Annotated in this window: 16 protein-coding genes and 1 pseudogene; 5 read left to right on the forward strand and 12 right to left on the reverse strand. The window is 72.7% G+C overall.

Features of this window, described 5'->3' with window-relative positions; translation table 11 throughout:
• On the reverse strand, positions 1 to 902 hold a 902-nt coding region (locus CCL05_RS22400), incomplete at its 3' end, for a nucleoside hydrolase (RefSeq protein ID WP_107400501.1).
• Positions 903 to 973: 71 nt separating this feature from the next.
• Entirely contained in the window at positions 974 to 2,242 is a 1,269-nt protein-coding gene (thrS, locus tag CCL05_RS22405; RefSeq protein ID WP_279629945.1) for a threonine--tRNA ligase, read from the reverse strand.
• A 317-nt stretch (positions 2,243 to 2,559) separates the two neighbouring features.
• Between thrS and CCL05_RS22410 the strand changes: the two genes are divergently transcribed.
• Positions 2,560 to 3,363, forward strand: coding sequence for a hypothetical protein (locus CCL05_RS22410; protein ID WP_086562270.1), 804 nt, complete (start codon positions 2,560 to 2,562; stop codon positions 3,361 to 3,363).
• Positions 3,364 to 3,390: 27 nt separating this feature from the next.
• On the opposite strand, the gene CCL05_RS22415 is transcribed toward CCL05_RS22410, so the two are convergent.
• Both CCL05_RS22415 and CCL05_RS22420 read right to left on the reverse strand, forming a co-directional pair.
• Positions 3,391 to 4,179 carry a GAF and ANTAR domain-containing protein gene (locus CCL05_RS22415; protein WP_086562281.1) on the reverse strand — a complete coding sequence of 263 codons (789 nt, stop codon included), beginning with the start codon at positions 4,177 to 4,179 and terminating at the stop codon, positions 3,391 to 3,393.
• Between the two features lie 234 nt (positions 4,180 to 4,413).
• The gene (locus CCL05_RS22420; RefSeq protein ID WP_086562271.1) at positions 4,414 to 5,757 is read right to left on the reverse strand and encodes a helix-turn-helix domain-containing protein; all 1,344 of its coding nucleotides are present in this window, start codon (positions 5,755 to 5,757) and stop codon (positions 4,414 to 4,416) included.
• 115 nt (positions 5,758 to 5,872) lie between these two features.
• Between CCL05_RS22420 and CCL05_RS45280 the strand changes: the two genes are divergently transcribed.
• A complete protein-coding gene (locus CCL05_RS45280; RefSeq protein WP_167409595.1) occupies positions 5,873 to 6,025 on the forward strand; it encodes a hypothetical protein in 153 nt (50 codons plus the stop codon).
• Positions 6,026 to 6,168: 143 nt separating this feature from the next.
• Positions 6,169 to 8,169, forward strand: coding sequence for an Ig-like domain-containing protein (locus tag CCL05_RS22425; RefSeq protein ID WP_086562272.1), 2,001 nt, complete (start codon positions 6,169 to 6,171; stop codon positions 8,167 to 8,169).
• On the opposite strand, the gene CCL05_RS22430 is transcribed toward CCL05_RS22425, so the two are convergent.
• Positions 8,159 to 8,356 (reverse strand): DUF397 domain-containing protein, encoded by a 198-nt coding sequence (locus CCL05_RS22430; RefSeq protein WP_086562273.1) that lies wholly within the window; start codon positions 8,354 to 8,356, stop codon positions 8,159 to 8,161. The two genes, CCL05_RS22425 and CCL05_RS22430, sit on opposite strands and share 11 nt — an antisense overlap.
• On the reverse strand, positions 8,316 to 9,164 hold the full coding sequence (locus CCL05_RS22435) for a helix-turn-helix domain-containing protein (protein ID WP_086562274.1): 849 nt from the start codon (positions 9,162 to 9,164) through the stop codon (positions 8,316 to 8,318). Before CCL05_RS22435 ends, CCL05_RS22430 begins: the two co-directional genes overlap by 41 nt.
• Before the next feature lie 86 nt (positions 9,165 to 9,250).
• On the opposite strand from CCL05_RS22435, the gene CCL05_RS45635 reads away from it, so the two are divergent.
• Positions 9,251 to 9,433 (forward strand): ATP-binding protein, encoded by a 183-nt coding sequence (locus tag CCL05_RS45635; protein WP_107400502.1) that lies wholly within the window; start codon positions 9,251 to 9,253, stop codon positions 9,431 to 9,433.
• Positions 9,434 to 9,659: 226 nt separating this feature from the next.
• Here CCL05_RS45635 and CCL05_RS22445 read toward each other — a convergent pair whose 3' ends face one another.
• The 5 genes from CCL05_RS22445 to CCL05_RS22465 form a co-directional block, all read right to left on the reverse strand.
• A complete protein-coding gene (locus tag CCL05_RS22445; protein WP_086562276.1) occupies positions 9,660 to 10,142 on the reverse strand; it encodes a hypothetical protein in 483 nt (160 codons plus the stop codon).
• Positions 10,143 to 10,239: 97 nt separating this feature from the next.
• A complete protein-coding gene (locus tag CCL05_RS22450; protein WP_086562277.1) occupies positions 10,240 to 11,649 on the reverse strand; it encodes an extracellular solute-binding protein in 1,410 nt (469 codons plus the stop codon).
• Positions 11,649 to 14,153: a caspase family protein gene (locus CCL05_RS22455; protein ID WP_086562278.1), complete on the reverse strand. Its 2,505-nt coding sequence runs from the start codon at positions 14,151 to 14,153 to the stop codon at positions 11,649 to 11,651. Before CCL05_RS22455 ends, CCL05_RS22450 begins: the two co-directional genes overlap by 1 nt.
• 4 nt (positions 14,154 to 14,157) lie before the next feature.
• The gene (locus CCL05_RS22460) at positions 14,158 to 14,448 is read right to left on the reverse strand and encodes a hypothetical protein (RefSeq protein ID WP_086562282.1); all 291 of its coding nucleotides are present in this window, start codon (positions 14,446 to 14,448) and stop codon (positions 14,158 to 14,160) included.
• A gap of 169 nt (positions 14,449 to 14,617) precedes the next feature.
• The gene (locus CCL05_RS22465) at positions 14,618 to 15,679 is read right to left on the reverse strand and encodes a serine/threonine-protein kinase (RefSeq protein WP_086562279.1); all 1,062 of its coding nucleotides are present in this window, start codon (positions 15,677 to 15,679) and stop codon (positions 14,618 to 14,620) included.
• 173 nt (positions 15,680 to 15,852) lie between these two features.
• On the opposite strand from CCL05_RS22465, the gene CCL05_RS22470 reads away from it, so the two are divergent.
• Entirely contained in the window at positions 15,853 to 16,293 is a 441-nt protein-coding gene (locus tag CCL05_RS22470; RefSeq protein ID WP_086562280.1) for a hypothetical protein, read from the forward strand.
• A gap of 956 nt (positions 16,294 to 17,249) precedes the next feature.
• Here the strand turns inward: CCL05_RS22470 and CCL05_RS46360 are convergent.
• A pseudogene (locus CCL05_RS46360) lies at positions 17,250 to 17,445 on the reverse strand (PLP-dependent aminotransferase family protein); the annotation flags it as partial.

Raw genomic sequence — 17,445 nt, forward strand, 5'->3', positions numbered from 1 at the left:
ACGTCCACCAGGGGCTGGGCGCGGGTTCCCTCGTGGATCTCGCTCTCGCCGGGGAGCGGGCGGCGGTCGACGATCGTCTGGCCGCGGGTGGGTCCGGGGGCGAGGGCGACCTCGACCGGCAGCCGCTCGGTGGTCAGGCCGCCCGGGTCGACCACCGCGCACACCGCGCCCGCGTCGCCGAGCCCGCCCGTCGGGGTGGGATCCCCCGAGGTGGCCGGGTCGCGGTGGGCGAGGAGTTCGCCGGCCAGGCGGAGGCTGGGGTCCGTGCCCGCGCGCAGGCGCTGGACATCGGCCGCCGGCACCAGGACCCGCTTGAACACGTCCAGCCCGTACATCGTGATCGGCACCCCCGCCGTGAGCAGCACCGCCGCCGCCTCCGGGTCGTGCCACACGTTGAACTCCGCGACCGGCGTGGCGTTCCCGGTCGCCACCGCGCCGCCCATGAACACGATCCGCTCGATGTTGCGGGTCACCTCCGGGTGCGTCCGCAGCAGCAGCGCGATGTTCGTCAGGGGCGCCGTGGGGATCAGCGTGACCGGCCTCGGCGAGGCGAGGATCTCGCGCCGCAGCAGCGTCACCGCGTCCACGTCGACCGGCACCCGGGTCGGCGCGGGCAGCCCCAGGTCCCCCATCCCGTCATGCCCGTGCACATGCCGCGCCGTCCGCACGGGTTCGATGAGCGGCCGCTCGGCGCCCCGGGCCACGGGAATGTCACCGGCACCGGCCACCTCCAGCACGGTCAGGGTGTTGCGGACCACGCCGTCCACGTCCGTGTTCCCGGCCACGCAGGTGATCGCCCGCACGTCGAGCGCCGGATGCCGTACGGCGAACAGCAGGGCGAGGGCGTCGTCGACGCCCGTGTCGCAGTCGATGATCACCGGAATACGCTGCCCGTCCGTCACGGCGGTGGCTCCTTCCACTGTTCCCGCACTGGCTTTCGCACGATCGACCCTATGGCCTGCGGCACCTCCGCCTACGGGCGAACCCGCTCCTGCGCCGCCTCCCACAACTCGGTGCCGCGCGCCGCCACCCGGTCCGCGACCCCGCGCAGGAACGCGGCGGCGGGCAGTGCCCCCAGCCGTCGCCCGTCCCGCAGGCGCGGTGCCACCTGGTCCGCTTCGGCCTCCCGCCCGCCGATCACCGCCTGGTACGGGACCAGCCGGGCCTCCCGGACGCGCGCGGCGAGGGTGCCCTGCTCGGGGCCGGAGACCTCGGCGCGCAGGCCGAGGTCACGGGCACGGCCGACGAGTTCGCAGGCACGGTCCGCCTGTTCCTCGCCCACCGGGAGCACCACCAGCTGCACCGGGGCCAGCCAGGGCGGGAAGGCCCCGCCGTGGGCCTCGACGAGGTGGGCGACCGCGCGCTCGACGCTGCCGATGATGCTGCGGTGCACCATGACCGGGCGGTGCTTGGCCCCGTCGGGGCCGATGTAGTGCAGGTCGAAGCGTTCGGGCTGGTGGAAGTCGATCTGGACGGTGGACAGGGTGGACTCCCGCCCGGCCGGGTCGGCGATCTGCACGTCGATCTTCGGGCCGTAGAAGGCCGCCTCGCCCTCGGCGGCCTCGTAGGGGATGCCGGAGCCGTCCAGGACCTCGCGCAGCAGGGCGGTGGCCCGCCGCCACAGGTCCGGGTCCGCCACGTACTTGCCGCCCTCGCCCGGCAGGGAGAGACGGTGGCGGACCGCGCGGATGCCGAGGTCCGCGTAGGCCCGGCCGATCAGCTCCAGCGCGGCCCGCGCCTCCTCGACGGCCTGCTCCAGGGTGCAGAAGATGTGCGCGTCGTTGAGGGTGATGGCCCGCACCCGGGTCAGGCCGCCGAGGACGCCGGACAGCTCCGAGCGGTACATGCCGCCCAACTCGGCCATGCGTAGGGGAAGTTCGCGGTAGCTGTGGGAGCGGGAGCGGTAGATCAGGGCGTGGTGGGGGCACAGGCTCGGGCGCAGCAGGACCTGTTCCGAGCCGAGGTCCATCGGCGGGAACATGTCCTCGCTGTAGTGGTCCCAGTGCCCGGAGATCTCGTACAGCTCGCGTTTGCCGAGGACGGGCGAGTACACGTGCCGGTAGCCGGCCCGCTGTTCCGCCTCACGGATGTACTCCTCCAGGGCGTGCCGCACGATCGCGCCGTCGGGCAGCCAGTACGGCAGCCCCGCGCCCATCAGCGGGTCGGTGTCGAAGAGGTTCAGTTCACGGCCGAGCCGTCGGTGGTCGTGCATGGTGGGCTCCTCGGGTCGGAGGGCGAGCACCACGCGAAAAACCCCGGGCACTCGCCCCGGGGCTTGAAGACATCTGCGTCAGCTGTCAGCGCGCCGGGACACTCTCCGGCGTCGTCGTGAGAGACGGGTACGGCTGGGCGCGCTGCATGGGAGTGACCGTAATAGGGGTGGGGCCAGCGGGGCCACTGCTTTTCGCGGTGCCCGCAGTGCGCACGCCTCCCTCACCCGAACAGCCCGTCGCACTGGTGTGCCGACCGCCGCGGTGGTGCCGTAGGAGCACGTACCCGATCTTGGAGAGCCCGCCCCGTCGGGAGGCACCTCCATGAACTTCCCGCAGGAGGCCCCCGATGCCCCACACTCCGGCCGGCCGGCGTGGCCCAGGTGCCCGCGCGGTCCTCGCCTGCGCGCTGTCCGTGACCGCCCTGCCGGCCACGGCCGCCTGTTCCGTCGAGGACGAGCCGCGGCCACGCTGGTTCTCCGCCTCCCCGACCGGCACCGGGGCGTCACCCGCCGTCGAGCGGCCCGCGAGCTCCGGGTCCGGTCTCACCGAGGCCCAGGCCCAGGCGGCGCTGATCACCAACGCCGACCTGGGGGAGCCGTGGGGACCGACGCAGGGTGCCAGGACCTGGCGGGACGGGCTGCTCAAGTCGACCACGAAGGACCCCGACTGCCAGCGGCTGCTCGACGCCCTCTACTCGGAGGAGCTCTTCGGCACCCCGGCCGGGCCGCGGGCGACGGCCGCGTTCGACGACGCCGACACCGACGCCCAGGTGCGCTACCAGATCGCCGCCCATCCGCCGGCGGACGTCGACCGCACCCTGGCCTGGCTGAAGTCGCTGCCGGGGAAGTGCGGCGAGTTCACGGCCGCGACCACGCGCGGCGTCGCCCAGTCCGTCCAGGTCGGCGACATGCCGCTGCCGCCGGTGGGAGACGCCCGGCAGGCCCTGCGGGTCACCCTGGCCGGCGAGACGGAGGACGGGGAGCTGACGTACCTCACGATGGACCTCGCGGCCGTGCGGGTCGGGGAGGAGACGATCACGCTCACCAACGCCGGGCTCGACGAGGTGGACGCGGAGGTCACGCAGCAGACGGTGAAACTCGGGGCGCGGCGCCTGGCCGAGATCACGAAGCAGGCGCGGGCCCGGATCTGAGAGCCCGGTTCCGGATCGGCAGCGGGTCTACTGCTCGAAGCGCCTGCGGTGGGCGATCACGTCACGGGCCACGTCGACGGCCGTGCAGCCGCGCGCGAAGGCGTCCGCCCGCAGCCGCGCGAGCGCGTCGTCGGCGCCGACGCCGAGCTGCGCCATGATCATGCCGACGGCCTGGTAGACCTCGTCGTGGTCCGCGGCCAGCCCGCTCAGCCAGGGCTCCTCGTCCCGCGGCGCGGCCTCGGTCTCGCGGGGCAGTGCCATCAGGGCCACCGTCATCACACCGGCCACGAGCCGGGCCACGTGCACTTGGCGGTCGGTGAGCACGCCCGGGCGGTCGCGGTACAGGTCCAGGGTGCCCACGCACACCGCGTCGCTGCCCAGCGGCACCGCGTACACCGCCCGCACCCCGGCCTCCGTCGCCTGCTGGGCGAAGACCGGCCAGCGGCCCGCGTCCCGGCCGCTCGTCAGATCGCAGGCGAACACGGGCGCCCCCTCCGCCAGCACGCTCTGGCAGGGGCCGTCGCCCAGCGTCGCCTGCATCTGCGCCAGGCGCGCGGCCTGCGCGCTGCTGGCACTGAGCTGGACGGGCATGCCCTCGCTGCGCAGCGACACACTCGCGCCGATCACCGGCAGCAGCTCGACCGCCACCTCGCACAGCCGTCCCGGGACTTCGCCGGGCTCGACGCCGCGCACGCCCCTGGCGATCACATCGGCGGCCCGGATCCCGTCCAGGTCCAGGTCACCGCCCCCGGCGCGGCGCGGACCGGGATCGCCGCCGGGGGCGCCTGGGGGATCGTCCCTGGGCCGCACGACCACCGCCTCCTTCATCACCGGCCTTCACTGTCGACGCTCTTCCGGGGCGCCCTGCCACGGACGCGAGGGTGGGCCGGAGCACAACCACCCGCCCGGGACGACCCGCACCGGTCCTCCCGGAATCGTCGCCCGACTACCCGTGGCGGGAGGTGCGAAACCCCTGCGCCGGGCCCGTCGCCCCGGCCTGGTCTCAGCGCTTGTCGTGCGGGTTGTCCGGCTGCCGTACCCGCTGTCTCCTCACAGCGGGGGCTGGGCGGGCGCGGGTCCGAGGGTGGTGGTTCCGGGAGCCGTACGGTGCCCGAGGCCCGTCCGGTAGGCGTCCAGGGCGGCCTCCACCCGACCGGTGCGGCGCAGCAGGTCGCCCAGCAGCCGGCACAGGTCGGCCAGGTCACCCGCGGCTCCGGCCCGCTCCAGCAGGCTCAGGGCGCGGACGTAGTGCTCCTCGGCGTCCTCGGTGCGGCGGGCGTCCTCGGCGATGATGCCGAGGAGGCGGTGCGCGGCGGCGGAGTGGACGGCCCCGCGCTCGGAGGACAGGTCGTCGAGGACGCCGTGCAGCAGGGCCGCCGCCTCGTCGGACTTCCCGCGCCGGTGCAGCACGTCGGCCAGCTCGACGGCGACCTGGCTGCTGTAGAGGGCGGCGCGCTTGGCCGACAGCATGCCGAGGGCCTCCCGCAACTCGCTCTCGGCCCGCTCCAGTTGGCCGTCCTGGGCGTAGACGTAGCCGCGCATCCAGTGGCAGTTGGCGAGTTCGGTGCGGATCTGCAGGCCCCGGTACAGCTCGGCGGCCTTGGCCAGCGAGGCGTCGGCCTCGGCGAGACGGCCCTCGGCGACCAGGGTGCGGGCGACCGACCGGTGCATGCGCGCGACCAGGGCCGGGTCGCCGCACTGCGGGGCGAGCGCCAGGGCGAACTCGGCGGCCTGGGCGGCGCGGGCGTGCGCGCCCATGTCCATGTAGGGCCCGATGGCGCTGGCGTAGAGCAGCAGGAGCGCGTCGGGATCGTGCAGCCCGCCGCGGTTCAGCTCATCGAGGGTGGTCTCCAGCAGATAGACGGCGTACCGGAGTTCACCGGCGAGGTAGTGCGCGACGGCCCGCCCGCGCAGCGCCGGGACCCGGGCGGGCAGCGGCGCGCCGGCGAGATGGGCCTCGGCCCGCTCGAAGTACTGCCGGCCCGCCACGAGCTCGCCCGTCTCCAGGGCGCACTCGCCGAGCCCGAGCAGCGCGGCGGCCTGTTCCCCGGCCAGCCCCTGTGTCTCGGCCTCGACGAGCAGCTCGGCGTACTGCTCCGCCGCCGCCTCGGCGTCACCGACGGCGAAGACGCGCTGGGCCTCGGTCAGCCGCAGCCGCAGCTCGGTCACGCGCCGCGCCGAACGGCCGGTGGCGAGTTCGTCGAAGGCGACGCCGAGCCGTCCGGCGAGATGCCGCAGGGCGTCGTCGGAGGGCCGCACCCGGCCCGACTCCAGGGTGGAGATGTAGGCGGGGGTGTACACGGGTTCCGCCAACTGCCGCTGAGTCAGCCCCTGTTCGACACGCAATCGCTGCACCCGGCGCCCGATGGTCCCCGGATCGTCACGCTCCCCCACGCCGGCTCCCCCTGCCCCTCTTGCCGTTCGGCTCGGACAGCCCCTAGGTTAAACCGAGAGTTAAGCGTGCTTAACACGCTGCTGTCATAGCCACCGCCCCTGTTGCGAGGTCGCCGTGCTCGAACGCACACGCACCGCCGAGCGGTACGCCCGAGGTTTCGCCGCGGCCGTCGTCGCTGTCGCGACCCTACTGCTCGCGGCGAACGCGGGGCCGGCGAGAGCGGAGGAGCCCCAGCAGGGCGCGCGGACGGTCGCGGACAGCCGCTGACGCGGGGGTGCCGCCACGCCCCAACTGCCCCTTCAAGCCAACGCCTTGATATCCGGTTCCCGTGTGTCAGTGGGGTGTTCTAGCCTGCACAGGCTGATCGCTTCTTCCTGCTGATCACTTTCGTTCCGGGGGGTTCGAAAACCGTGCACAGACGCACTCTCTCGACCGCGACGGCGCTCGCGGTCCTCTTCGGCTCGGTCACGCTCCTCGCGGCCGGTGCCGGCTCGGCGGCGGCCGACTCCAGCGCGCTCCTGCCCGTGAAGTCGACCGGCGACATCGTCGTCGACGGGGTCCACCAGCGCGTCTTCATCAGCGATCCGACGGCCGGCCAGGTCGTCGTCACCGACTACGCGGGCAAGGTCGTCGCCACCGTCGGCTCGCTGCCCGGCGTCCAGGGCCTGGAGCTGTCACCCGACTCGGGCACGCTGTACGCGGCCCTGCACGACGGGGACGCGGTCGTCGCGATCGACACGGCGAAGGCGACCGAGACCCGCCGCTGGTCCACGGGCCAGGGCGGCGGCCCGGCGTACGTGGCCCTGACCGGCGGCAGGCTGTGGTTCAGCTACGGCGACGGCGGCGAGGGCAACATCGGCTCGCTCGACCCGGACACCGCCGACTCGGTCGTCACCCTGGGCCAGGACACCAGCCGCACCTTCTACGAGGCCCCGATCCTGGACGCCTCCGCGGGCGCCCCGGGCACGCTCGTCGCGGGCTCGCCGGGCCAGAGCCCGATCGAACTCGCCGTGTACGACGTCTCCTCCCGGAAGGCGACCCGTACCGCGTACGCCTGGGACCCGGGCGACACCGGCGGCGGCAACCTCCAGGACCTCGCGGTCACGCCGGACGGCAAGGACGTCGTCACGGCCAGCGGCGCCCCGTACTTCCAGCCGGTCTACAAGCTCACCGACCTGTCCGCGGACGGCAAGTACGTCACCAACACCTACCCGAACGCGGTGGACATCGCCCCGGGCGGCGACGTCGCGGCGGGCACGTTCTCCTGGTACGACCCGGACGTCCATGTCTTCAAGCCGGGCACCTCGATACCGCTGAAGCAGTACGACTTCCCCAACACGGGCACCAGCAGCGGCGCCGACACCCTGGCTCCGGCGGGCCTGGCCTGGGCGCCCGACGAGAGCAAGCTGTTCGCGATCTCGCAGAACGACGACAACGTCTACTCGCTGCGGGTCCTGGACGCCCCCGCCAAGGCCTCGACCACCCTCACGGCGACCGCCCCCGCCACGGCCACCCGCGCCAAGTCCCTCACCCTCACCGGCACGCTGTCCTCGTCGGCGGCGTTCCCGGCGGGCACGAAGGTCTCCGTCACCCGCACCGACGACGAGTCCACGTCCGGCAAGCCGCTCGGCACGGCGACGGTCGCCGCCGACGGCTCGTACTCCTTCACGGACAAGCCTCCGGCCGGTGGCAAGGTGACGTACTCGGTCGGGTACGCGGGCGACGCGAACCGCGCGGGCGCCACGGCCTCCGCATCGACGACCGTGGCGAAGACGGCGACCACGCTGACGCTGGACAACAACGGCAAGGTGTACGGCTACGGCCGTGACGTCACCTTCACGGCGCACCTCGGCACGACGTACAAGAACCGCACGGTCGAGATCTGGGCCGACCCGTACGGCTCCGACAAGCCGAGCACGCTGGTGAAGAAGGGCAAGGTCGACTCGGCCGGTGATCTGTCGGCGACGGTCCACCTGACCCGTGACACGAAGGTCAGCGCGAAGTCCACGGGCGACACGCGGTACGCGCCGAAGACGGTCACCAACTCGGTTTACACCAAGGTCAAGATCTCGACGTCCCTGAGCGGCTACTACAAGTCGGCCACCGCCTGGAAGCAGAAGTACTACTACTTCCGCCAGTCCAAGGACCCGGTCCACAACACGACGATGTCGATGTACCCGGGCCGCAAGCACCAGCTCCGGGTCCAGCAGTACTCGGACGGCGCGTGGCGCACCATGACCACGGACTACTTCGCCCTGGACCGCTACGGCAAGGACGCGGTGACGCTCGACGGCACGCCGCCCGTCGGTCCGCGTTTCCGGATCCGCTCGTCCTACGTCGACACGAAGTCGGGCGACAACGTCAACACGACGACGTACGGCACGTGGAAGTACTTCGTCTTCACGCGCTGACGTAGCCCACGAAGGCGGCGTAAGCCTCCGGCGAGAGGGTGAGGATCCCGACCTCGGGGTTCTTGGAGTCGCGCAGGGCGACGCCGGGGGCTCCGAGGTCGGCGACCTCTATGCATTCGCCGCCGGTGTTGCCGCTGTACGACGACTTACGCCACCGCGCGTTGGTCAGGTCCTTGCTGCTCCCCATAACGCTCCTCCATCACGCGGTTGATCAGTACTGCCGAATCCTTTACGGAGAGGGCTGCTGCCTGCAAGTGAGCGTAACGGAGCGCGGCTTCCCTGACAGTGTCAGGGTTGGCCGTCATGTGGCCGGAGATGAGGTCCTCGGTGTAGATGATCTCCGGGTCGTCGTCGAAGCGGAGGCTGGTGAACGACCCGATCAGGCTGGCGTGTTCCCCTGCCTCGTACGGCAGCACCTGGATACGCACCCACCGGCGCTCGGCGAAGCTCAGCAGGTGTGCGAGTTGTCGGCGCATGACCTCGCGCCCACCGATCGGCCGGTACAAGGCGGCCTCGTCCAGGATCACCCAGGACATCGGCGGCTTCTCGCGAACCAGGATGCGCTGGCGTTCCATGCGGGCGGCGACCAGCTCGTCGAGCTTGTCCGGCATGCCTGTCGCAAGCACGGCGCGGGCGTACTCCTCCGTCTGGAGAAGGCCGTAAATCATCTGTGCCTGGTACGTCGAGATGTACTCGGCCCGCGCTTCCAACTCCGCGAACTGTTGGAACCACGTCGGCAACCGACTGCGCAGAACCAACCCCACCAACCGCGAGAAGAACCCGTCGGTCAACAGGGCCACGTCCGCCCGCTCCGCGAACTCCCTGGTCGGGACCTTGTGCGCGGTCTCGATCTGGCCCACCAACGAGCCTGTGCAGAAGATGCAGTCCCCGAGTTCCTTCTGGGACAGCCCCGCGCTCTCCCGGTACCGGCGGAGCTCCGAGCCGAAGTAGTCCAACGGCGAGGCGGTGGGGTCGAGTCGGCGGATGTTGGGCATGAAGCGGTCACCCCCAGGTCCGAACGCGGCGCGGCGTTCATTTCGGTCTGTAGCCGAGAGTAACCACACGACTTCAGGCTGGTGGCATGAATCACGCAACTGCCCCCCGCCTGCGCCGCATCGCCCTCACGGAGCTGGTCGCCAACGTCGTACGCCACACGCCCGACCGGCGTGCCGCGGTGCTGATGTCGCGGCGGCCGGACGGGCGTGGGGTGCGTGTGGAGGTCACGGACACGTGCCCGCGACCCCCGATGTCCACAGCTGTGTGAATTCGGCGAGTGAATTCACCCACCGAATTCAGCTACTGCGAATTCTCGCGGGAGCGCATATAACGCCAGCCGAAATAACAAACCCCGACCGCTCCACCGGCGGCGCCCACCGCACAGGTCGCCGTCGCCCACGTCGCCATGTCCCGTGTAATCCACAGCAGGCTCACCACGACCAGCGCTATGGAGAACAGCAGGCGTTCTCCATAGCCCGGGCCGCGCCGGCCGGTCAGTCCCCGGTCGCCGTGCACTTGTACGTCACGCCCTTCATCCTGATGTCGCGGTACCCCACCTTCACGGTCGGGTTGGCGGGCGCGACATCGGTGCCGCCACCACCGCCGCTCTTCTTACGGCAGTAGTAGCCCAGCGCATCGAGCTTCTTGATGTCGCTCATCGCCTGGTACTTCTTGTAGGACGCGATCATCGCGGCCCGCCTCTCCGCCGGCGTGGCCTCCTTGGCCTTGGTGTAGGCGTAGCACCCGATGCTGGCACCGATGCCCACCCACGAGGCTCCCTTGGCGAGCGCCTTGGTGAGGCCCGCCGCGCCGCTGCCGATCCCGAGGACCGCGCAGATCTCGTCCGCTCCGGCGCGCACTTCCGGCTGGGCCGGAGCGGCCTGTGCCGCCTGCGCCCCGACGCCGCACAGCGCGCCGGTCATGGCGAAGGTGATGACAGCAGAAATTCCCTTGCTTCGTATGGTCACGAAGTTCATCCCCGTTTTTTGAATTGCATGGTCAGTGCGAAAACGACGCTACCCACGGGGACACACGTAAGCAATGGAGGAAATGTGAACATCACCGGGAGGAGATTCAACCGGGTAAAATTTCCTTCAGCGCCTCGTCAAGGCTTTTCGCCACCTCCGCGTCACCGGGCCGGCTTCCGCCCGGCCCCTTCGGCGGGCCGTACAGGGCGTCGAGTTCGGTGGTGATGGTGTGGGTCACCGCGCCGTAGAGCGGAGTGCGGGGGCGGTGGACCGCCTCGCTCAGGGCCGGGAGCAGGATGTCGCGGGAGTAGCTGGTGCCGTCGGCCATTCGGTCGGGGGCCAGGCGGGCGGTGCTCTCGCCGCCGGGCGACGCCGAGGGGCCCTCGGCGTACGCGGGGGCGTGCCCGCACTCCGGGGCGGTGCCGGGCTGCTGGTAGGCCGAGGTCCGGGTCGCGGCGAACCCGGCGCGCAGCAGGCAGCGTTCGCTGTCGGGGTCGGTGAGGAACGCGATCAGTTCGGCGGCCTTCGCGGCGCGCTGCTCGGACGTGGAGGAGGTGACGGCGAGGTTCTGGCCGCCGAGCACGGACTTGCCGGGCAGCCGGGCCACCCCGAGGCTGTCCCCGAAGGTCTCGTGCAGGGTCGGGTAGACGTACGGCCAGTGCCGCAGGAAGGTCGTGCGGCCCTCGGCGAAGGCGCTGAGCGATTCGGCCTCGCGGAACTCGGAGGTCCCGTCGAGGGTGTACGGCGACGCCGTGCGCTCCCGCAGTTCGCTCACCCCCGCCGTCAACTGCTCCTCGGTCGCGACGTACTGGCCGTCGTCGTCGGTGATCCGGAAACCGGGTACGGCCGAGGCGAAGGCCTCGATCGCGTTGACGGTGCGGCCCTCGTAGGGGGCGAGCTGGGTGGTCCAGATCGCCTCGTAGTCCTTGATCCCGGCGTCGTCGAGGGGGCCGAGCAGTTCCCGCAGTTCGTCCCAGCTGACGTCTTCGCCGAGGTCGGTCCGGGAGGCACTCGCCTTCACCAGGTGGTCCTTGCGGTAGTACAGCAGGCCGGCGTCGCTGTTGAAGGGGACCGCGTACCGCTTGCCGTCCCAATATGACGTGCTGTCCACGGACTTGATCAGGTCCTCGGGGTCCTTGACCGCCGTGTCGCTCAGTGACCGGATCAGGCCGGCGTCGGCGAACTCCGGGATCCAGGTCACGTCCAGGTTCACCACGTCGTACTCGGCGCTGCCGGACTGGAGCGCGCCGAGCAGCTGGCTGCGCTGCTGGTCGGCGGAGCCGGGCAGCTCCACCAGGCGGGCCCGGTAGCCGTGTTCGCCCTCCTTGGCGTTCCAGGCGTCGATGAGCTGCTGGCGGATGCCGTTCTTGCCCGTGACGTCCTGGCCGCTGGCCACCACGATCCGGGGGGAGGGGTCGGTGCCCGTCGGCTGCTGCTGCGCGTCACCGTCGGTGCAGGCCGTGAACGTCAGCAGCGACAGCAGGGTCAGCGCGGCGGCCGTCAGGCGTCGGGCCATCATTCCTCCCCCGTTCCGGTGCGGGCGACCTCGTCGCGCAGGGCGGGCACGAGGTCGTCCCCGGCGTCCAGGCAGCGGCCCCGGCCGGCCTCCGCGATCCGTGTGCCGGGGCGGTCCCGGTCGCAGGCCCCGTTCTTCAGGGTCACCATGGTCATGGGCACGCCGGCGGTCCGGGCCCGGTCGATCACCCGCTCGAGTGCGTCGCCGGTCAGGCGGTTGTCGTCCTCGCCGTCGGTGAGGTACACGATCAGCTGCGGCCGCTCGTCGTCGGCGCCACGTTCCCGCATGAACGCCAGGGCGTCGCGCAGGGCGGCGGACGGGTCGGCTTCCGCGTCCCGCACCCGGGCGGCGTCCAGGGCCTGCTCGGCCTCCCGGCGGGCGTGCGTGCCGAACCCCAGGAGGTCGGTGTGCGTACGGCCCTTGAGACCGTGCACGGCCCACACCCCGTACTCGTCCTCCCCGCCGAGCCCGGTCAGGGTCTGCTTGAGGATGCCGGGGCCGCCGCTGGGGCCGTCCCACAGACCGGCCATCGAGCCGGAGCTGTCGAGGAGGAACAGGACCCGGCCGGGGCCGTGCGCGTTGCCGTAGCGCTCCAGTGCCTCGTCCATCTCCGCCGGGTCGGCGGAGCCCGCCGGACGGACCTCGTCGATCAGCCCCTCGGGGGCCGACTTCGCAGCCAGCAGCCGCCGCTCGCCGTGCGCGGACCTGAAGCCCTGCTCGCCGAGCACTCCGCGGCCCTCGTCGCCGGTCAGCCAGGAGCGGAAGCGGTCCACCTCGGCGTCCCGCGCGTCGGCGTCCCGCTCGCCGTCCTCCCAGCGCACCCGCACGAACGTCGGCTCCAGACCGGGGACGTCGTCGGGGTAGACGGCGGAGCGCGGGGCGCGCGTGGCCGGGTGGCAGCCGACGCCGCTGCGCAGCAGGAACTCCGGGACCAGGGCCGCGCTGCGGTCGTCCACGGCGTCGGCGTCGGGCAGCGTGCACAGCAGCCTGGCGGCGGAGGGCTCGGGCCGGCCGGACCGCGTGAGGTGCTGTTCCGCGCCGCTGGCGTCGGCTCCGCCTCGGTACAGGCCCGTCGTCGCCAGCAGCGCCGCGTCGGCGAACTCCGGGTCGGGCCGGTGCACTTCGGCCTCGCCGGGCGCCTGTTCGAGGCCGGTGACCAGCTGCGACAGCGACTGCCCGGTGGGCTTCACGGCGTCGTCCAGGCCCTCCGGGACGGCCAGGACGACCGGCGAGTACGCGAACGGCCCGGTGTCCGGGTACAGCCGGGCGAAGAAGCGGTCCTCCTGCGCCGCGACGACCCGGCGGACGTCCGCGCCGGTGCCCGGGATCCACACGTCCGGCTGCGGGCCGATGTCCCGCTGCGGGTTGTCGTCGTCGCGCGGCTGCTGCCAGGCGTCCGTCCGCTTGCCCAGCGCGGTCACCACACTCGCGGCACCGGCGCTGTAGACGGTGACGCCGCTGCGCCGGCAGCCGTTCTTCGTGGTGTTGGCGTCCGAGGCGACGTAGGCGTCCGCGGCCGCCCGCATCGCCTGCTCCAGATCGGGGTCGGTGAGCAGACGCAGCTCCAGTGCCGGGGCGCAGGGGCCCGAGTCGCCGGTCAGGACCAGGACGCCGTAGCCGCCGGCGCCGGTGGCGAGCAGCGCCAGCAGCATCGCCAGGCCGGTACGGCCGAGCCGTTCGAGGGCCTTCCGGGCCCGGTGGAGCATGCGCTGGGGCAGGCCGACCCGGGGGTCCGGGTGGTCGATCACCGGGCCCGCCGCCAGCAGCACGTCCGTGTCCGGGTCCCAGGGGGGAGCCAGCGCCTGCGGCCGCTGCGAGTCGTCGTCCTCCGCCTTGTACTTCGCCTCGGCCATCCGCTGCTTCACCGCGGCGTACAGCTCGGAGAGCCACACCTCGCCGCCCTCGTCGAGGACGTGCACGAGTTCCCGGGTGAACGGCGTCGGGGCGTCGGCGTCGCCGCCCAGGATGCAGCGGTTGGGCTGCACGCTCATCAGCAGCAGGACCTTGTGCTTCTTCCGCTTCGGATCGTCGAAGCGGTGCCAGATCTCCGCGGCGTTGCCCGCGTAGCAGCAGTCGAGGATCACCACCACCTGCTGGGCGCGGCTCTCGACGAGTTCGCCCAGCACCTCGCTGAAACTCACCGAGCCGGGCAGCCCGTCGCCCGTGAGCACCCGGGCGGTACGCAGCTGGAGGTGCAGCTCGTTGCCGGAGGTGGAGGTGACGGCGTGCCCGGCGAAGTAGAGCAGCAGCAGTCCCCTGGCGTCCTGGCAGGCGCGGCGCAGTGCCCCCGTGAACTCGTCCGGCGTCGGCGAGGCCAGGGCCCGCACCTCGTGCGCACCGAACACGTTGCCCCGGTGCAGCGCGTCCTCGAGTGTCCTCCGGTTGTGCCGCACGGCGGGGAGCTGGCCGGTGACGCCCTGTGGATCCGGTGCCGTGTGGTCGTACTCGGACACACCGACCAGCAGCGCCCGGTTCACTTCGCCGCGCGGGTCGAAGCGGCTCACCGGCCTACTCCCCGTCGGTGTCCAGCGGGCGGATCTGTGGCTGGGGATCGCCGCCCTGGAGCCTGCGGCGGTTGTTCGTCCAGGTCTTCACCGCGCGTGCGGTGTACTCGGTCAGCGCCGCGATCGTGACGACGTCACCGAGCACTTTGAGGACGAGTTCGAGGTCGGGCCCCAGCCGCCCCTTGGTCCCGTCCGCGCTGGTCTGCGCCTCGATGCTCAGCTTCTTCTCGGACAGCAGTTCCGCGAGCGGCTCTTCCCGCTCCAGCCACGTCTTCAGTGCTCTGACATCGTCCACGGTCCCGCCGGCGCCCAACCGGACGCGCACGCCTAAGACAGCCACTTCGTCCCCCTCTGTCATCCCGACATCATGACACCGGGTCAGGCCTCGGCGGCAGACCTGTGACGCGACCTGAGCAAGCGATGACACGCCCCCCTTCACGCCAGGCGCACACGGCGCACGCGGCTCAGGCCTGGGTCTGCAACTGCCGCAGCTGGCGCTGCACATGGTCGAGCGCCCCCTCGCGGCGCCCGGGGACCCGGCCGCGCAACTCGGCGAGCGCCGCGCCCAGTTCGCGGGCGCGGGCGGGGTCGCGGACCTGGCCCCACTGGTGGTGGGCGCGGTCCACGGCGGCCTCGACGGCGGGCGCGTCCGGCGCCTGTCCGGCGTTCAGACGGAGGGTGGCCACCGTCAGCCAGGTGTGGCAGCTGCGGCCCGCGTCCCCCGCGAACATGGCCAGGTCGGCCCGGACCTCGGCCCAGTGCAGGGCCTCCTCCGAGGCGGGCCCCTGCGCGGCGACGGCCGCCTGCTCGTGCCGGGCGGCGAGCGCGTCGGCGTCGGCGTGGCGGCCGGACTGGACGGCGGCGGTGATGGCGGCGTGCGGGTCACCGGCTGTGGGGCCCGGCGTGCTCAGCACGAGGTCGGTGCCTGCGCTCTCCGGCGCGATCCGGGCCAGCGCCTGCTGGTGCAACTGCTCCAGCGGCGGCCGGAACCCGCTGCGCAGGATCGTCGCGACGGCCTTCATGTACGCCGGTGCCGCGACCGTGCGTCTGGACGGCGGGGGCGCGATGCGGCCGTGCACGGCGTTGCCGCGGCCCGCGTCCAGCGGGGTGCCGCGCAGCAGCTCCCAGGTCTCGGCGTCCGCGTGCAGGTCGAGCAGGAGGGTCGTCGCGCCGGCCGGTCTGAGGCGCAGTTCGTCCCGGAACCAGTGCCAGGGGAAGGCCGTGTAGCGGGCGGTGGACGCGGTGGTGCGGGCCAGCGCCAGGTGGGGCAGGCGCTGGCGGCGGTCGAGCTGGAGCTGGCCGGTGACGTACACGGTGAGCGGGCCGGGGGCCGCCGCGGCGGCGCGGAGCCGGGTGAGCACGGCCTGCGGCTCCAGCGGGTCGGCGAGTTCGACGACGTTCGCGGTGTCCGTGCCGGCCAGCACACCGGGCGGGACGGCGGCCAGGACGGGGAGCACGGACGCGGCGTCGACCAGACGCCCCTTGCCCACCGGCGAGGCCGCCAGCAGCAGCACGGTTCCGGGCATCTCGTCCCTCCCCCTGTCGATCACGTACGTCAGCACGGTAACCGCTGCGGCTGCAAAGGAGGGCCCCAGGCCCCCAAACGTCCGCCTTCGGGGGCTTCGCCCCCCTCCGACTTGCCAGGCGGTTCCCGGCGGTGTGCCCTGGGAGGCAGGGGCAGGGAGAGAGGAGAGCGCTCATGGCTCATGCGGCACCCGCCTCACGCGAGGTGACCAGGCGACCCCGTACACCCGATGTCTTCAGCCCGCGCACCCACGCGATGGCGAAGGTGGCGGTGCCCGTCGTCCTCGGGCTCGTCTACGGCTACTGGGCCGCGGCCATCCGGCGCGACGCCGGGCCCGTCACCGGCTGGAACCTGCTGTTCGGCTTCGTCACCGCTCTCGTGTTCGCCGTGCTGTTCGCGGCCGTGTGGCAGGTCGCCCCGCGGCTGCGGCGCGAGGCGCACGCGCTGCTCTGGTTCGCCTTCACCGGCTGCGCGATCGGCTTCCTCTACAGCCAGAGCGGCGAGTCCGTGCTGCAGTCCACCGGGGTGGGCGTGGGGGTCGGGGTGGGCGTCTTCGTGGCGATGTTCTACCGCTACTACACGCACGAGGACGCCGCCGGCCGGCGCCTCGACTGACTCGGTACCCGCACGACCCGTTCGGCTTGGCATTCCAGGGCCGAATGCAGTCACGCCGGTCGCGGTCCGGGCCCGTGGGACCTTGCATGGAAGGGTGTCCGAGTGCGACCGGGCGCCGGCCGAACAGGCGCCCTTCCGACCGCGGGACGCCCTGTCGGCCGTTCTGCTGGCCCTCGCGTGCCTGCTCGTGCCGTTCGCGACGCTCGCCTCCTGGGCGGCGCACGGGCTGACCGACACCGGCCGCTACGTCCGTACGATGGCGCCGCTCGCCGCCGACCCGGACGTGCGGCGCGCGATCGCGGACGCGCTCGGGGACGGCGTCATGCGGGAGGCCGGGCACGAGTTCGACACCGGGCCGCTGCGCGACGCGGTCGGACCCTTCGTGCACGACGCGGCGCGCTCCTTCACCCGGACCGACGCGTTCCGCACCGGCTGGGACGCGGCGAACCGAGCCGTCCACGACGCCGTGCTGCGCGCCCTGCGCGACGACGGCACCCGGGCGTCCGCCGTCACCGTCGACCTCGCGCCGATCGTCGCCCGGGTCAAACACCGGCTCACCGCCGACCACGTGCCGATCGCCCACCGCATCGCGGTCCCGCACACCCGGGTCCCGGTGCTCCCGGCCGACGACGTGGACCGACTGCGCAGGGGATACCACGTGCTGGACACCGCCGCCTTCTGGCTGCCGCTCACCGCCGCCCTGTGCGCCGTGGCCGGGACCGCCCTCGCCGCGTGCCGCCGCCGCGCGGTCACCGCGCTCGGCCTCGGCACAGCCCTGGGCGGCGGACTGCTCGTCCTGGCCGTCGCGATCGGCCGCCGCCTCACCCTCGCCGACCTGCCCGACGCGCTCGACCGCCCGGCCGCCGGCGCGGTCTACGACGCCCTGACGGCCACCCTGTCGACGGTGTCCTGGCTGCTGCTCGCCTTCGGCCTGACCGTGGCGCTCGGCTCGTGGCTCACGGGCCGGTACGGTCCCCGGCTCGCCGCGCGGCGACGTGCCCGAGCGTGCGCAGCGCCCGCCGCAGAACCGGCTCCGGAACCGACCCGAGCCCGAGCCTGACGGCGTCGGGCGTGTGGCCGGGGGAGACCGCGAAGGCGGGGCCGGGCGTGACGGCGATGCCGTGCGCGGCGGCTGCTCGCCTTCGGCCTGAC

The sequence above is a fragment of the Streptomyces africanus genome (genome assembly GCF_002150735.1).
Classification (GTDB): Bacteria; Actinomycetota; Actinomycetes; order Streptomycetales; family Streptomycetaceae; genus Streptomyces; species Streptomyces africanus.

What these genes read in the sequence shown, in the direction of transcription:
- CCL05_RS22410 (WP_086562270.1), top strand. Translation starts at nt 2,560, where the DNA reads ATGCCCCACACTCCGGCCGGCCGGCGTGGCCCAGGTGCCCGCGCGGTC.
- CCL05_RS22430 (WP_086562273.1), bottom strand. Translation starts at nt 8,356, where the DNA reads ATGGGGAGCAGCAAGGACCTGACCAACGCGCGGTGGCGTAAGTCGTCG.
- CCL05_RS22435 (WP_086562274.1), bottom strand. Translation starts at nt 9,164, where the DNA reads ATGCCCAACATCCGCCGACTCGACCCCACCGCCTCGCCGTTGGACTAC.
- CCL05_RS45635 (WP_107400502.1), top strand. Translation starts at nt 9,251, where the DNA reads ATGAATCACGCAACTGCCCCCCGCCTGCGCCGCATCGCCCTCACGGAG.
- CCL05_RS22445 (WP_086562276.1), bottom strand. Translation starts at nt 10,142, where the DNA reads ATGAACTTCGTGACCATACGAAGCAAGGGAATTTCTGCTGTCATCACC.
- CCL05_RS22450 (WP_086562277.1), bottom strand. Translation starts at nt 11,649, where the DNA reads ATGGCCCGACGCCTGACGGCCGCCGCGCTGACCCTGCTGTCGCTGCTG.
- CCL05_RS22465 (WP_086562279.1), bottom strand. Translation starts at nt 15,679, where the DNA reads ATGCCCGGAACCGTGCTGCTGCTGGCGGCCTCGCCGGTGGGCAAGGGG.
- CCL05_RS22470 (WP_086562280.1), top strand. Translation starts at nt 15,853, where the DNA reads ATGGCTCATGCGGCACCCGCCTCACGCGAGGTGACCAGGCGACCCCGT.